At 36.8% G+C, this 15,002-nt stretch carries 14 protein-coding genes, 1 pseudogene and 1 riboswitch; of the genes and pseudogenes, 12 read left to right on the top strand and 3 right to left on the bottom strand.

The window, feature by feature from the left end; translation table 11 throughout:
* The first annotated feature begins 102 nt into the window (after positions 1-102).
* Together aroA and MKY30_RS08710 are read left to right on the top strand one after the other, a co-directional pair.
* Positions 103-1,458, top strand: coding sequence for a 3-phosphoshikimate 1-carboxyvinyltransferase (gene aroA / locus MKY30_RS08705; RefSeq protein WP_339284305.1), 1,356 nt, complete (start codon positions 103-105; stop codon positions 1,456-1,458).
* 44 nt (positions 1,459-1,502) lie between these two features.
* Positions 1,503-2,042 carry a helicase gene (locus MKY30_RS08710; RefSeq protein ID WP_339284306.1) on the top strand — a complete coding sequence of 180 codons (540 nt, stop codon included), beginning with the start codon at positions 1,503-1,505 and terminating at the stop codon, positions 2,040-2,042.
* A 66-nt stretch (positions 2,043-2,108) separates the two neighbouring features.
* Here the strand turns inward: MKY30_RS08710 and MKY30_RS08715 are convergent.
* Positions 2,109-3,643 (bottom strand): annotated as a pseudogene (locus MKY30_RS08715) (BCCT family transporter).
* 651 nt (positions 3,644-4,294) lie between these two features.
* A riboswitch (FMN riboswitch) is annotated at positions 4,295-4,432 on the top strand.
* Positions 4,433-4,573: 141 nt separating this feature from the next.
* Between MKY30_RS08715 and ribD the strand changes: the two are divergent.
* The 8 genes from ribD to MKY30_RS08755 all read left to right on the top strand — a co-directional run bounded on the left by ribD (position 4,574) and on the right by MKY30_RS08755 (position 12,115).
* A complete protein-coding gene (gene ribD / locus MKY30_RS08720; protein WP_341083514.1) occupies positions 4,574-5,701 on the top strand; it encodes a bifunctional diaminohydroxyphosphoribosylaminopyrimidine deaminase/5-amino-6-(5-phosphoribosylamino)uracil reductase RibD in 1,128 nt (375 codons plus the stop codon).
* Positions 5,634-6,260 (top strand): riboflavin synthase, encoded by a 627-nt coding sequence (locus MKY30_RS08725; protein ID WP_341083515.1) that lies wholly within the window; start codon positions 5,634-5,636, stop codon positions 6,258-6,260. The genes ribD and MKY30_RS08725 overlap by 68 nt, the downstream gene beginning before the upstream one ends.
* 10 nt (positions 6,261-6,270) lie before the next feature.
* Positions 6,271-7,470 (top strand): GTP cyclohydrolase II, encoded by a 1,200-nt coding sequence (gene ribA, locus MKY30_RS08730; RefSeq protein ID WP_339284312.1) that lies wholly within the window; start codon positions 6,271-6,273, stop codon positions 7,468-7,470.
* A 2-nt stretch (positions 7,471-7,472) separates the two neighbouring features.
* Positions 7,473-7,940 (top strand): 6,7-dimethyl-8-ribityllumazine synthase, encoded by a 468-nt coding sequence (gene ribH / locus MKY30_RS08735; RefSeq protein WP_339284313.1) that lies wholly within the window; start codon positions 7,473-7,475, stop codon positions 7,938-7,940.
* A gap of 230 nt (positions 7,941-8,170) precedes the next feature.
* Positions 8,171-9,415, top strand: coding sequence for a hypothetical protein (locus tag MKY30_RS08740; protein WP_341083516.1), 1,245 nt, complete (start codon positions 8,171-8,173; stop codon positions 9,413-9,415).
* 248 nt (positions 9,416-9,663) lie between these two features.
* Positions 9,664-10,101 carry a MarR family winged helix-turn-helix transcriptional regulator gene (locus MKY30_RS08745; RefSeq protein ID WP_341083518.1) on the top strand — a complete coding sequence of 146 codons (438 nt, stop codon included), beginning with the start codon at positions 9,664-9,666 and terminating at the stop codon, positions 10,099-10,101.
* Positions 10,102-10,161: 60 nt separating this feature from the next.
* Positions 10,162-11,100 (top strand): ring-cleaving dioxygenase, encoded by a 939-nt coding sequence (locus MKY30_RS08750; RefSeq protein WP_341083520.1) that lies wholly within the window; start codon positions 10,162-10,164, stop codon positions 11,098-11,100.
* 37 nt (positions 11,101-11,137) lie between these two features.
* A complete protein-coding gene (locus MKY30_RS08755) occupies positions 11,138-12,115 on the top strand; it encodes a ring-cleaving dioxygenase (RefSeq protein ID WP_341083521.1) in 978 nt (325 codons plus the stop codon).
* A 79-nt stretch (positions 12,116-12,194) separates the two neighbouring features.
* On the opposite strand, the gene MKY30_RS08760 is transcribed toward MKY30_RS08755, so the two are convergent.
* Positions 12,195-12,878, bottom strand: a complete 684-nt coding sequence (locus MKY30_RS08760; protein WP_341083523.1) for a YjjG family noncanonical pyrimidine nucleotidase — start codon at positions 12,876-12,878, stop codon at positions 12,195-12,197.
* A 257-nt stretch (positions 12,879-13,135) separates the two neighbouring features.
* Between MKY30_RS08760 and MKY30_RS08765 the strand changes: the two genes are divergently transcribed.
* Positions 13,136-13,291, top strand: a complete 156-nt coding sequence (locus tag MKY30_RS08765) for a hypothetical protein (protein WP_341083525.1) — start codon at positions 13,136-13,138, stop codon at positions 13,289-13,291.
* A 31-nt stretch (positions 13,292-13,322) separates the two neighbouring features.
* Positions 13,323-13,667, top strand: coding sequence for a bacillithiol system redox-active protein YtxJ (gene ytxJ / locus MKY30_RS08770; protein ID WP_341083527.1), 345 nt, complete (start codon positions 13,323-13,325; stop codon positions 13,665-13,667).
* A gap of 119 nt (positions 13,668-13,786) precedes the next feature.
* Here ytxJ and MKY30_RS08775 read toward each other — a convergent pair whose 3' ends face one another.
* Entirely contained in the window at positions 13,787-14,830 is a 1,044-nt protein-coding gene (locus MKY30_RS08775; RefSeq protein ID WP_341083532.1) for a beta-carotene 15,15'-monooxygenase, read from the bottom strand.
* Positions 14,831-15,002: the final 172 nt, after the last annotated feature.

Below are 15,002 nucleotides of genomic sequence, written 5' to 3' on the forward strand. Positions count from 1 at the left end.
TAGATACCACCTATAGCTACTGTTGGAAATATTAATTTCATTTATATCATAACCTTGATTATAATGAATAACAAACAGCATCAACTGAAGAGGGGGATAAAGATGAGAGAAGATTATAAATTTGATATCAAAGCCAGAAGCCCCTGGTCGTCTTTAAATGGGATAAATAAGATCACAATTTCACCTGCCAAGCAAGGAATAGAGGCTGCTATCACCATTCCAGGAAGCAAAAGTCTGACGAACAGAGCACTTATAATGAGTGCTTTGGCAGATGGAAATTCCAAAGTGAGCGGTATTTTAAAAAGTGATGATTCGTACTGGTGTATCGAGGCTTTAAAACAATTAGGAGCGGAGATTGAGCTGCAGGATGATATAGTGTACATCAAGGGAAGCGGCGGTCATCTGAGGTCAAATGATTTATATATTGGTGCAGCAGGAACAATTGCAAGATTTCTGCCGGGAGTATTGGCGGCCTCCCGGGAAGGCGAGTGGAATCTGGAGGCAAGTGAAAGTATGAGCAAAAGACCAATTGCGCCGCTTATCCATGCCCTGAGACAGCTCGGTGCTGAAATCGACTATTTGGCAAAAAAGGATTATTATCCGTTACGTATCAAAGGGAAATATGTAAAAGGCGGAGAAGTAAGTCTTTCAGGCTCGATATCCAGTCAATTTATCAGTGGGGTGTTAATTGCAGCACCATATTTCAATGAAACAACAAGAGTAACTATCAAGGATGGAATTGTCCAACATGCTTACGTCTTTTTAACCCTTGATTTAATGAAAGAGTTTGGTGCAGATGTGCAGTATGACAATGCACTCCAGCAAATTGTTATAAATCCTTCTCCCTACAAAGCGAAAGATATTCTGCTGGAGTCAGATGCTTCTGCAGCCTGCTACTTTTTGGCACTGGCTGCGGTAACAAATGGGAGAATACGGATAAATGGCTTAACAGAGAAGACAAAACAGCCAGATATTCAGATGCTGGATGTTTTTGAAAAGATGGGATGTAAGGTTATAAAAGGTGCTTCCTTTATTGAAGTGGAAGGCGCTCCTCAATTAAAAGGCGGTTTTGAAATATCCATGAAGGAGATATCTGATCAGGCATTAACTTTAGCAGCAATTGCACCATTCGCTGATAGTCCGATTACTATTAAGGACGTCGCCCATATCCGTCATCATGAATCTGACAGAATAAGTGTTATTTGTGAAGCTTTAAAGGAATTGGAAATTCGGACAGAGGAATTTGAGGAGGGGTTAATAGTCTATCCGGGATCTCCGAAACCAGCTAGTCTAAACACCTATGATGATCATCGGGTTGCGATGGCGTTGGCGCTGATCGGGTCAAAGGTTGAAGGGATTCAATTAAATGACCCAGGTTGTGTATCTAAAACATTTCCGGAATATTTTTCATTTTTGGAGGAGTTGGGGTTGGGGGTAAAAAGGCAAGAAGCTATATAATAGAATCAATTATTATAAAATAACGATAGTAAAGAGGGGCTGCTGTGACTAAATGTGAAAATCATTATACTGGGAGCAATGCCAATATAACAATAATCAAAGCAGGTGGTTATACTAAACCGGAATTAATTCAAAAAATGAAAGAAAATAAGATATTGTTAAATGTGCTTGCTGAGAAGCTGATAGCCAGCGATTATTTTGAAGTGTCCAAGGAATGCTATCAAGCTAAAATTGTAGAGCTCGCTGTAAAGGATCTTGATTTTGTTGATGGAGCTACGACATCCCAACTTTTTAGCAAAGCTGCTAATCTTAAATTACAGCTCTGCCCGCTTGAGTTGGCTCCCTATATAAGACTGGCGTATTTTAATCAAGGAGAAGGATATGATGCACACCAGCTGAAAAATCAGGCTCCTAATGGTTCAATAACAATAGCATCAGAAATTCTAAGTGAGGATCTGGATGTTCCAAAAGGCTTTTATCTTCGCCGAATCCAAGGGAATTTATGGCTGCGCGGGTATATTGCGGATGAAGAACATGTTTGGAATCCGAATGATCATTTTATATTTTGTATTGCTGAAAAATAATAGGATACCTATACGATAAAAACAGCCTTTCCCCAAAATACAGAGAAAGGCTGTTTGCAATTTGGTTTATAACGTTTCTTTTTTATGATTATTATATAAATCTTTAGCTGCTTTTGGTGCTGTCCAGAATGTCGTAATCAGCAGGAATACAACAGGTACAGCGGTCACCACAATAAAGGATTGCAGGGCGTCCACGCTTCCTTCACCGATGGTAACTAATACAATAGCAACAAGACCCATGACCAATGCATAAAAAGCTCTTAACCAGCTTGGAGGATTCCCTTCTCCGGTAATAGCCATTGAAATAGACAGGGCCATAGAGTCTGCCGTAGTTAATACGAAAATAACGGTAGCCAGCAAGAACAAGGCTCCGAAAATCATAGGAAATGGCAATTGCTCTGTAATGGCTATCATCGCAGCAGGAGGACCTGCTTCATTTAGGGCAGTTGATATCGAGCCAGAATCATTTAGTTCATAAAAGATTCCTGTTCCGCCAACGACAGTAAACCAAAAAGTTGTAATAATAGGCGCGATAACAGCAACTGCAATAATTAGCTCACGAATGGTTCTTCCGCGTGAAATTCGTGCTGTAAATAGCGCCATAATCGGGCCATAGCCAATAAACCAAGCAAAGAAAAATACAGTCCATAAGCCAAGCCATTCTTCATCACCGCGGAAGGTACTGGAAGAAATAAAATCATTTACGTAAAGACCAAAAGCTTCAAAATAATTGTTAAAGATAAAGAAACCTTGTCCGAGTAATAAGATTCCAATGATTAATCCAAGTGCCAAGAGAACATTAAAGCTGGTTAACAGCTGAATTCCCCGATGGATTCCTGTTACAGCGGAGATTGCTGCACCAATAACGATAACGATAATAATGATAATTTGAATAACTAAGGTATTTGGTAAACCAGTTAATGCATTTAATCCATAACCTGTCTGTAAACCCAAGAACCCAATCGGTCCAATCGTTCCAGCAGCAACAGCAAGAATAGAAAAAGAATCAACAAGTGTTCCTAATACACTTTTTTCATGATTTTTTCGCCGGAAATTGGATATAGTAAAGATCTTGGCTTCAACGGCATGCCTTTATGATAGTGGGCATACATTAATACGATAGTGCCTAATGTACCTAAAATTGCCCATGACAGAAAACCCCAGTCTACAAAACTGGATGCCAGAGCAGGTACAACTGCTTCCAGTGTGCCATTCTCAATCCCTGAGAAGCGGGGAGGTACGGATATAAAATGGGATAATGGTTCTGCAGCAGCCCAAAATATTCCTCCTCCTGCTAATAAAGTACACATAATAATACAAATCCATTTAAATGTACTCATTTCTGGTTTTTCCATATTACCTAAACGGATTTTTCCGTATTTAGAAAAAGCTAACCCTAACGCAATAAAAAATGTGACTAATACAGTCATTTGGTAAACTACACCAAAATAAGTAGCAGACCAGCCAAATAAGGTATCAACCATATCAGCGACAAAGTCAGCATTAATAAATGCGGCTATGACAAATAGTACGAGTGCGCCGCCACTTATAATAAATGTTGGCAGATCTAGCGAAGTCTTTTTTCTATTTGAACCTTTCATTATTTCTTTTCCTCCATCTTGTTAAGTTTAATCATAGTTGTTTGATTTCCTTTTAGTCTTTCTCTGAACCCCGTTTTTTATCTAATGGATAATATCTTTTAACCACATTGAAACGCCTGTAAGTATCCTGACTGAAAAAACTTGGCCAGGGATAAGCGAATAAATTGTTACAATAGGGTGCTTGCAAACAACAAACATTCCGAGGGGGGAAATATGAAAAGCTCCTCGGAATGTTTGTTGTTTTATTATCATGCAAATACAAAACGGAAATGCAGTAAAAAACAAAATAGTGGAATCATACTCCAGCAGTTGAAGTATAATTCCACCGTTCTATACCCTAAAACAATTTTAATACGTTGTCAATCATACGTACTTAATTTAAAATAATCTCTCTTTTCCAAAAAAAGTTAGCGGGTAATATAGTGACCAAATACGACTAATTATTAAAGCATTATAAAAATGATAGCTTGCATTTTATTTTTTAAACTGATATTATCAGTTTTAACATATTAGCATATGTAACTAGATTTTTTTGGCAGGGTTTATGAAGATATAACAGGATACTGACACTTCAGTTGAGAGGCTGTAAACACTTATAGAATGCTAAGTTAGATTATGTAAGGTAAGAAAGAGTAATATAAAAATTTAATATCGTTTCTTCGGGGCAGGGTGTAATTCCCGACCGGCGGTGACAAATCCTTGAGATTTGAAGTCCGTGACCCGCGTATCGCGGTGGATCCAGTGAGATTCTGGAGCCGACAGTTAAAGTCTGGATGGGAGAAGAAAACTTACGTCAGCACATGAATGGGTGAAGTGTATTCTTTTAAGGTACATGAAAATCTGTTTCAGTGTATAGACATGGTTTATTTAAGTACGCCCCGTGGAGATCATTCACGGGGCTTTTTGGTGTTTTAAGAAAGGAGGAAGCACATGGACACACTGTATATGGAGCGGGCAATAGAGCTCGCAAAACTGGGGCAGGGAAACACACATACCAATCCTTTAGTCGGTACAGTAATTGTGAAAGATGACACTGTTTTAGCTACTGGGTTTCATCAGAGATATGGCGAAAAGCATGCAGAAAAAATGGCTATCGACCAATGTGAAGCTCCCGAAGATTTAATTGGTGCAACAATGTATGTGACGCTGGAGCCGTGTAATCATACAGGAAAACAGCCTCCCTGTACCCAAATGATTATAAAAAGCGGCATTTTCAAAGTTGTGATTGCACAGCTTGACCCTAATCCCGTTGTAGCTGGTAAAGGAAAAGCCTATCTAGAATCACAGGGAGTACAAGTGATTTCCGGTGTGTTGCAGGAGAAGGCAGAGGCATTGAATAAGCATTATAACTATTTTCATAGGAGACAGCACCCTTATATCGTATTAAAGCAGGCCGTCAGTCTGGATGGGAAAATTTCTGTCCATTCGAAGCAGCGGACGTATCTTACTGGAGAAGAAACATATAAAAGAGTACATGAGGAAAGGCAATATTTTCAGGCTATTATGGTAGGAAGCGGGACAATTTTAGCGGATAATCCAAAACTGCTGCCGAATGTAATTACTGATTTTCCACCTATTCGGATTATCCTGGATCGGAGAGGGAAAACAATGGATTTTGCGAAATATCAGATTTATAGAGAAACTGTTCCTGTATGGGTGTTTACAACATCAAGTGCTATAGAGGATGTACCTGAGCATGTACGATTGATACCGGACATGCATTGGACAATCTCAAAAGTAATGGAGTATTTACAGAAGGAGGGGATTCAATCCGTTTATGTAGAAGGGGGAAGCAGAATTCATGATGCTTTCCTGGCAGAAAATTTGTTTGAAGAGGTAATTACGTATATCTCTCCCAAGCTGATTGGCGGTAATGGAGTATCTGCCTTTTCCAGTGATAGAAATGTTTTATCTGCAGTACCTTTAACATTACAAAGCGCGGAAGCAGTTGGTGAGGATATACGAATAGTCAGCGGGAGGGGAAAGAAGGATGTTTACAGGATTGATTCAGGAAACAGGAACAGTCAAACGAATCAAAAAAGTGAGTCAGCATATTGAGTTAACATGCTCTGCCTCCAGAGAGCTCTTGCAGGATTATAACATTGGCGACAGTATGGCAATCAACGGTGTCTGTTTAACTGCTATAGAAGTAACTGATTCAGATTTTACAGTGGACATTATGCCGGAAACATTTCAAAAATCGATATTCTCTGATTTGCGGGTGAATGCGGTGGTGAATCTGGAACGGGCAATGTCTGCAAGAGGACGCTTGGAAGGGCATATTGTATCAGGTCATGTAGATACAACGACGCGGTTAATTAAAAAGGTGAAAAAAGAGAATTCCATTATTCTCACATTCTATTATCCGCCACAAGTACAAGGAGAGATTGTAGCCCAAGGATCTGTGGCGATTAATGGAACAAGCTTGACCGTATCAGCTGTTACGGCAGGATCATTTAGTGTGTCACTCATTCCTTATTCCATGAATCATACAAATCTGGGTCAATTAAAACAAGGTGAATTTGTAAATATAGAAACCGATATACTCGGAAAATATATTAAAGCTATAATGGGCACGGAAAAGACTCAGATTTTAAGCAAATACACAGGAGAATAGAGGGGAAAATATGACTGTACAAAATATAGAAGCAGCTGTTACAGCTTTGAAGCAAGGACGATTGATTATTGTTGCTGATGACGAGAACCGGGAGGCAGAAGGTGATTTAGTCGGTCTTTCCAGTAAAGCTGCGGCAGAAACAATAAATTTTATGACAAAACATGCCCGGGGTTTGATTTGCGCTCCTGTCTCCGAACAGATTGCTAAAAATCTAAACTTGTGGGAAATGACCAAAGAAAACACAGACGAATATCAAACAGCTTTCACCATCAGTGTCGACCATAAAGAGACAACCACAGGGATTTCCGCATTTGAACGGGCAAAGACAATTCAAGAGCTGGCAAATATTCATAGTCAAGCAGCTGATTTCAATAGGCCGGGGCATATTTTCCCGTTAATAGCGAAGAACGGAGGGGTGTTGGAGAGAAGAGGTCATACAGAGGCAGCAGTAGATTTAGCAAAGCTGGCAGGAGATACTGAAACAGCCTATATTTGCGAAATTTTAAAGGAAGATGGAACGATGGCCCGGTTCCAGGATTTAAAACAGATTGCGGCAGAATGGAATATGCCTTTGGTTACTATAGAAGAGCTTGCTGATTATTTGGTTTATTCCAGTATCAAGGTAAATGCAAAAGTGAAGCTGCCCACGAAGTACGGAGACTTCGATTTGTCCCTTTATAAGGATAAAGAAGGAAAAGACCAACTTGTATTATCCATGGGGCAAATGAAAGATACTGAAGAGCCTGTCTTAGTTCGAGTACATTCGGAATGCCTGACTGGAGATATTTTTGGTTCCCATCGCTGTGATTGCGGTGAGCAGCTGGAGAAAGCAATGCAAATGATTGCAGCTGAAGGTCGAGGCGCCATTCTGTATTTGAGACAGGAAGGAAGAGGGATAGGACTGCTCAATAAATTAAAAACGTATGAACTGCAGGAACAAGGTGCAGACACCTATGAAGCTAATGTTTCTCTTGGTTTTTTACCTGATGAACGCCGCTATGATATCGCTGCATGGTTGCTGAAAAAGGAAGGAATATCGAAAGTCCGATTACTGACGAATAATCCAGATAAAGTAAAGGATTTACAGCAATATGGTATTGAGGTAGCTGAACGAATTTCGATAGAAACAACCATTTATCATGAAAATAAACATTATTTAAAAGTAAAGAAAGATAAGTTTCATCATTTATTATCTATAGAAGGAGAATGATTATGACTGTATATGAAGGAATGTTTCAAGGAGAACAGTTAAAAGTAGCAATAACCGTTTCACGATTTAATGAGCTGATCACTTCTAAATTACTGGAAGGAGCCAAGGATATTTTAAAAAGACATGGAGTAAAAGAAGAGGATATTGATGTTTATTGGGTCCCGGGCGCTTTTGAGCTTCCATATATCACAAAGCAGGTAGAAAAAACAAAAAAGTATGATGGTATTATTACACTTGGAGCGGTTATTCGCGGGGCAACCACACATTATGAGCTGGTCAGTAATGAAGCAGCTAAGGGTATTGCGCAAATTGGTCTGAATGCAGAAATTCCAATTATTTTTGGTGTGCTGACAACAGAAACAATTGAACAGGCATTGGAGAGAGCAGGTACAAAAGCAGGTAATAAAGGTGGAGAGGCAGCTCTTGGGTTATTAGAAATGATGTCTTTAAATAAATTGATTTATTCTTAAATAGTAATTAATGAAGATTGAGGGAAGAAGGTTATCTGTATAAAGGATAGCCTTCATCTGGTTACTAGTATCATCTTGAAAAATATCATATCTAAGCTACCTTTTTTACTTAATTAATAAGTAGAAATTACGTGTAATGAGAAAATCTGCTTGCATATTTGATGAGTTAAGATGAATAAGAAAATTATAAGAAATATAAACTATATTTATAAGAAGGGAGTTAGAAAAAAGTGAATGATCAAAATAATATATCATTAATGGATAAACTATCAAATTTTTATATGGATATTAAATTTATTATATTTGCATTTAGTCTAATATCATCAGTACTGGGGTTTTTAGCAGTATATATGTTTTTATATGGATTTTATTTTGGGGGAGATACTGAATTTAAGCTTTCTAATTTTTATATAATATCAAATTTTATTCCATTCGATTTTCGTACTTTGAGTATGTTATCAATTTACTTTATATGTATTTTTAACATCATTTTAGGTGTACTATCTTTATTAAAGAAAAGACCTGATAATAAGGCAGGTGGGATAGTGATAATATCTTTTGCGATTGTTTTAACTCTTATGCTGACACTTTTTTTCGCAAATGATTTTGCAATAGAGAATGTAGTGAGTTTTTCATTATTATGGTTATTTATTGGTATAATTGTATGGTTTACATATATATTAATTAAAATTATGTTAAAACCCAATCTTCTTTTCACTTTTTCATATGGAATTATATTATTTATATGTATTTTTATAATATCAAGTATGTTATTAAAAGAATTAATACTTAATGATGTATTGTATAAGCAGATATCATTTTTTGCTTATATATTACTATGGATGGTAGTATTTACTTTACTAATCCATTTTAATGATAAAAAGTGGATGTTTTATTTAAAATGTTTACCGGCTTCCTTTACTCTTTACGCAGGAATTATATTAATTTTAGTAGATATTAATCTTAACAATTTTCTGCATGTCATATTTATTTTAATCATCAATATATGGGCTTATTTAGTCGGATTACATGTGAAGTCGAAGGAATACTTCAAAAAAATAAAATTAAAAGAAAAATTGGACAACATAGAAGCTAAAGTTCTGGAACCAAGAAAAGATGTTAATACAGAGGATATCAGAATTGATAAGGAAAGAGGTATTTTGTACAATATGATATTTGGTATATATCAAGTAATGGTTAGTAAAAAAGACCTCAAAGTGCTTTTCGTAGTAGTGCTATTAATAGCGTTTATTTTCATACCTCAATTTTCTATGTCTTTTGGTCAAATTATAAGAGAGTTAGCTATATTGGACAATCCAGGGTTAGAAATAGTGTACACGAATTCAAATAGTGAGGAGAAGAGTATACTTGTTAATTACTATATTGAGGATGGTTCCACACTATATATATCTAATGAAGAATGGAAACTAGAAGTAATTAAGCCTGCGAATTATCATATTAAACCGAATGAATGATTTAGGATAGCCTATAGTTAATTCTATTTTGTATAATAAAGGTTATAGAATCATAAGCTGCTATATATGGAATTAGGAGAAAGGTTGGGACATCAGAGATTTAGTTTTTTTCTATTATTAAATTGAATAAAATTATTTAGAAACAATTTATTATAACGCTAAACTAAAATATATTTAATTAAATATATTTTAGTTGCGCTTTTATCACTTGAGGTGTAAAATGAGATTAACGAAAGGGGATGAGGCTAATGAAAAAAAATACACTTGGCTCATTAATTTGGCTGCGTATTGCCCGTTTTATGCATCAGAGCAATCTGCTGTCCAATGACTTTCTAAAGCAATTTGATATTACCGTTGCCCAATTTGATGTATTAAACCAGATCTGGTCTTATCAGCCTCTCACACAAAGTGAGCTTGCTGCCCGGGTGACAGTGTCAGAGGGCGGCATTTCACGTATGCTTAGCAGACTGGAACAGGAAGGATATATCCAGCGTAAGCAGGATTGGAAAACAAAATGGATCAGCCTGACGTCAAAAGGAGAAGCTAAGATAGAGGAAGTTTTTGAACATCAGCTGGCTTTTCAAACTTCTGTTGTCAATGATTGTTTAACAGAAGAAGAGCAAAGAACATTATATATGCTTATGTCGAAGCTGCAGAAGAATACAGAAAGCAAATTAAAAAAATAATAGCTCTATTATTTTTTTAATCATAACTTGATTAGTAAACTGATAAAGGAGGAATGGTTTATGTATACTATTCCAGGACATCATCATATTTCGATGGTTACAAAAAATGCAAATGAAAATAATAGATTTTATCGTGAGGTACTTGGTTTACGTCGTGTGAAAATGACGGTGAATCAGGACGATCCTTCCATGTACCATCTATTTTACGGTGATAAAACAGGAAGTCCCGGTACAGAGTTAACCTTTTTCGAGATTCCGATGGTTGGCCATACGCATAGAGGCACAAATGCAATTACCCGAATTGGATTATTGGTTCCATCAGAAGAGAGTCTGCATTATTGGGAAGAGCGATTTGATAAGAACAATGTGCTGCATAGCGGAATAACAACCTATGCCAATCGCATTGCGATGAAATTTGAAGATCCAGAAGGACTGCAAATGGCATTGCTCGTGGCTGATGGAGAAAAAATAGATCACTGGGAAACATGGGAAAAGTCAGATGTTCCAGCTAAACACCAGATTCAAGGGATGGGTTCAGTGGAAATAACAGTAAGGAGACTGGATAAGCTGGCGTCTACATTAACAGATATGCTTGACTATACAGAAGTGAGTCGGAACGAGCGGGAAGCGATTTTCCAATCAGTCCCGGGGCAGGTTTTTGGAGAAATCGTTGTGAAGTATTTAGAAGGTCCATCCGAAAGACCGGGGCGTGGCAGTATCCATCACTTAGCTATTCGTGTGAAAAATGAGGAAGAGCTAAGATTTTGGGACGAACAAGTAAAAGAACGTGGTTTCCATTCGTCTGGTATCGTCGACCGCTTCTATTTTAAAAGTTTATATTTCCGTGAATCCAATGGTATTTTATTCGAAATTGCAACAGACGGACCAGGATTTACCGTTGATGGGGATGTGGAGCATTTAGGAGAAAAACTAGATTTACCGCCATTTTTAGAAGAGCGCCGGACAGAAATTAAAGCAAAATTAACTCCAATAGAATAAAGAAAATATAAAAACGATTTCCAGGAGGCAAAATAATATGAATCATTTAAAAGGAATCCACCACGTAACAGCAATTACAAGCAGTGCAGAAAAGAACTATGAATTTTTCACTTATGTTTTAGGCATGCGTTTAGTGAAAAAAACAGTGAATCAAGACGATATTCAAACGTACCATCTATTCTTTGCAGATGATAAAGGCAGCGCCGGTACAGATATGACTTTCTTTGATTTTCCGGGTATCCCAAAAGGAGTACATGGTACAAATGAAATTTCTAAAACTTCCTTTCGCGTACCAAGTGATGCCGCATTAGATTATTGGGTGAAACGCTTTGAGCGTTTGGAAGTTAAGCATAAAGGAATCCAAAAGCAATTTGGCAAGAAAACACTTTCCTTTGTTGATTTTGATGATCAGCAATATCAATTGATTTCAGATGAATTAGATGAAGGTGTAGAAGCAGGAACACCTTGGCAAAAAGGCCCGGTTCCATTGGAATATGCAATTACCGGGCTGGGTCCTGTCTTCGTTCGAATTGCAAATTTTGATTACTTTAAAGAAATGATGGAAAAAGTATTAATGTTTAAAGAAAAGGCGAAAGAAGGTTCCTTCCATCTGTTTGAAGTTGGAGAAGGAGGAAACGGGGCCTCTGTGATTGCAGAGTATAATAATATCCTTCCTCAAGCCCGCCAAGGGTATGGAACAGTGCATCACACTGCTTTTCGTGTAGAAGATCGTTCTGTATTGGATGAGTGGATTAACCGGATGAATGATTTTGGGTTCAATACATCCGGCTATGTGAATCGTCATTTCTTCGAGTCTTTATACGCAAGAGTAGCTCCACAAATTTTATTTGAATTTGCAACAGAAGGTCCCGGATTTATGGGAGACGAACCTTATGAAACACTTGGAGAAAAGTTGTCTCTTCCTCCATTTCTGGAAGCCAAACGTGAACAAATTGAAAAAGCAGTACGGCCAATTGATACCGTGAGAAGTACAAAAGAATTTGTTAAAGAATAAAGCAGCTTACTAAATAGTATTGAAAATTACTTTATTCAATGAAGAAGCAAGGATAAAAAAATCTATCCCTGCTTCTTTTTTATTTTGCAATTGTAATAAGCTCCGTTAAATGATTAATTTCGTACGTTGGCTGGATACCAATCCCGTTTTCTTTATGTTCAGGGTTAAACCAGCATGTATCCATTCCGAAATTTATTCCGCCCTGTATATCGGACGTCAAAGAATCACCAACCATTAATGCATTAGCATCTTCTGTAAGTCCAAGCTTGGAAAGAGCATAATCAAAAATTCGGCTGTCAGGCTTCTGAAAACCCGTTTCCTCTGAAATAATGATTGCTTCAAAAACATTCTGAAGTGGAGAATTTTCCAGCTTAGATAATTGTACATGCTTAAAACCGTTTGTGATAATTGCTGAGCGCTGTTCGGAAAGAGAATCAAATAATTTCACAGCACCGTCTACTAAATAGATTTCTTTTCCTAAATTTTCAAGATATGCATGATTAAAATCTGCTCCATCCATTTGTAGATCATATGCTGCAAATAACCTTCTAAAACGCTCTACACCCAATTTCGTTATTGGCAGTTTTCCCTGCTCTAATTCTCTCCATAGCACATTACTGATTTCGCGGTAGCTTGCCTGGTAATCTGCAAGCCCATCAGGTAATCCAAATGCTTCAAATGTTTTATGTAAAGCAGCTTTTTCTGATTTACCAAAGTCAAATAACGTATCATCTATATCAAAAAAGATCACATCGTATTTCATTTTTATATACTTCCTTTCATCTCATCGTTGAAAACGTTGCTTATCCATTATAGCAATAATGAGAAAAAGTTACGATTGTAGGAGATGGATAATGATGATTAGTTTCAAATAATTTAAATGGGAACTTTATCATAATTAAAACCGTATATAAGATAATTCAAATGGTGGTTACCCCTGAAAGTTAGATTTTCACTCTAACTTTCAGGGGTAGGTACCAATCAAAATGGAACTATACTAAAATGGAGAGGAGCTTGAACATGGGGAAATCAAGGTTTCGCACCTTAGGAATTGTTCTAGGGATTGCAATTGGTGCGAGTATAGGAACTGCTGTTGAACAGATTGCAATCGGCGTTGCTGTTGGCGTTGTCTGTGGTTTTATTCTTGGTTTCATTTTGGATAATAGACGGTCATAATAAGGTTAAAGTGAATGAGAAAGGAGTATATATGGAGCAGATGAATGAATTGACAACATTGGAGCAGTGGAATAAGATCTGGGAGCGTTCAATGAACATGCCAATATTTGTCTTTAAGCATAGTACTTCTTGTCTGATCAGTGCAAGAGCATTTAAGCAAGACAAAGCTTTACCAGAGCGTGGTAAAGCAGATTGTTATCTGGTGAAAGTCATTGAAAGCAGAGAGGTGTCTAACCAGATAGCTGAAGATACAAGTATTACGCATAAATCTCCCCAAATTTTTCTTATCTACAAAAAGAAAGTGCTATGGAATACATCCCATTGGAAAATAACGAAGTCTAATATGGAGAAAGAAGTCAGCAGGGTATTCGAATAGAGCATACAGCCAAAAATTATCAAATGTTCGATAAATATTTATAATCGTAAAATAAAAAAGCTATATAAAAATAACTCCTGTAGAAGTATACAACTTCCTGCAGGAGTTATTTTAACAGTCTATATTTTAGTTTCGTTACTGATTTTATTTAAAACGACAGCTTTCAATTTATCTGGATCATCCGATTTAATGGCTACCTTAGAGTATTCCTTTTGGATGCCCATAAATATAGTTGCTTGTACAGGCTTTTTCATTTTTAAAATCATATCCGGATAAACCTGCTCAAAGTTCTTTGCAATAAAATCAATTGTGTCCTTTGAAATTTTACTTTTCAAAGCGGTGTCATCCTCTATCATCCTCTCAATATCCTGGAAATCTATTTTTACACGCTTTAGTATTCCAAATGAAACATATATAGCTTTCTCATCCGTATATATTGGATTTAAGCGGATGGATTGAATACAGGCTATCAAGAAAATCACCGAGTAAATATTAAGTATCAATAGAACAATGGAAATAACAATCGATTTGCTATGGAGCCACCAGTGAATGGCAAATGTTTCAACGATAATTGCATGAATCATCATTATTTGAAAGGCGATAAAGTTAGATTTTTTATGCAGAGTTATTCCATCGGGAGGTGTTTTCTTCCAGCTGCAAAGTGCATAATAAAGCGCTAAAGACTCCGAACAAATCACATGAATAATCGGGTTGTTCTTTACATATTTGTCCACTGCGCTTGGAAAAGAAAAAATAACAGGCAATGTGCTTGCTTTCACTTTTTGTATAATCCTGGGCAGATACCGGAAAAAAGCAATAACAAATAAAAGCTCAAAGATAATCAAGACAGCTTCTGCGGCTATTCCGGCCCAAGTGATGGTGGCAAAATGTCCTAACAAATGAGTGGGGATAAAAAACCTTGCTAATATACATCCAGCTGCAGCTAGCAGAATAGCGGTTTTAATGGAGAATTTCTTTCTGTACAGCATAAAAAATACTGGCCCCATAATAACCAAATCAATTAGCGAGCCTAATACGACAAGGTTTGCCTCAGGCGGTAGAATAGTTGCACCTATTGATGTCTGATACAGCATATAATTACTGCTTAAAATAAGAACGATCATCAGCAGCCAAAAGTACTTTCCTTTCTGAATTATGTACATTTGACGAACCTCCTTTATTAAAATAAATTCTTAATATTTGGATATTTCAATTATAAAATGAATTTTAATAGAAGTATATTAGGAATAGGTTGTTTTACTTTATTTCTTATTAGATGTTACAAATTTCTGAATTTACGGCTGTTTTTGATTAGAAAGTTGATTTATTTCTACG

The sequence above is a fragment of the Oceanobacillus sp. FSL W8-0428 genome, from assembly GCF_038004405.1.
In the GTDB taxonomy this organism is placed as follows: Bacteria; Bacillota; Bacilli; order Bacillales; family Amphibacillaceae; genus Oceanobacillus; species Oceanobacillus sojae.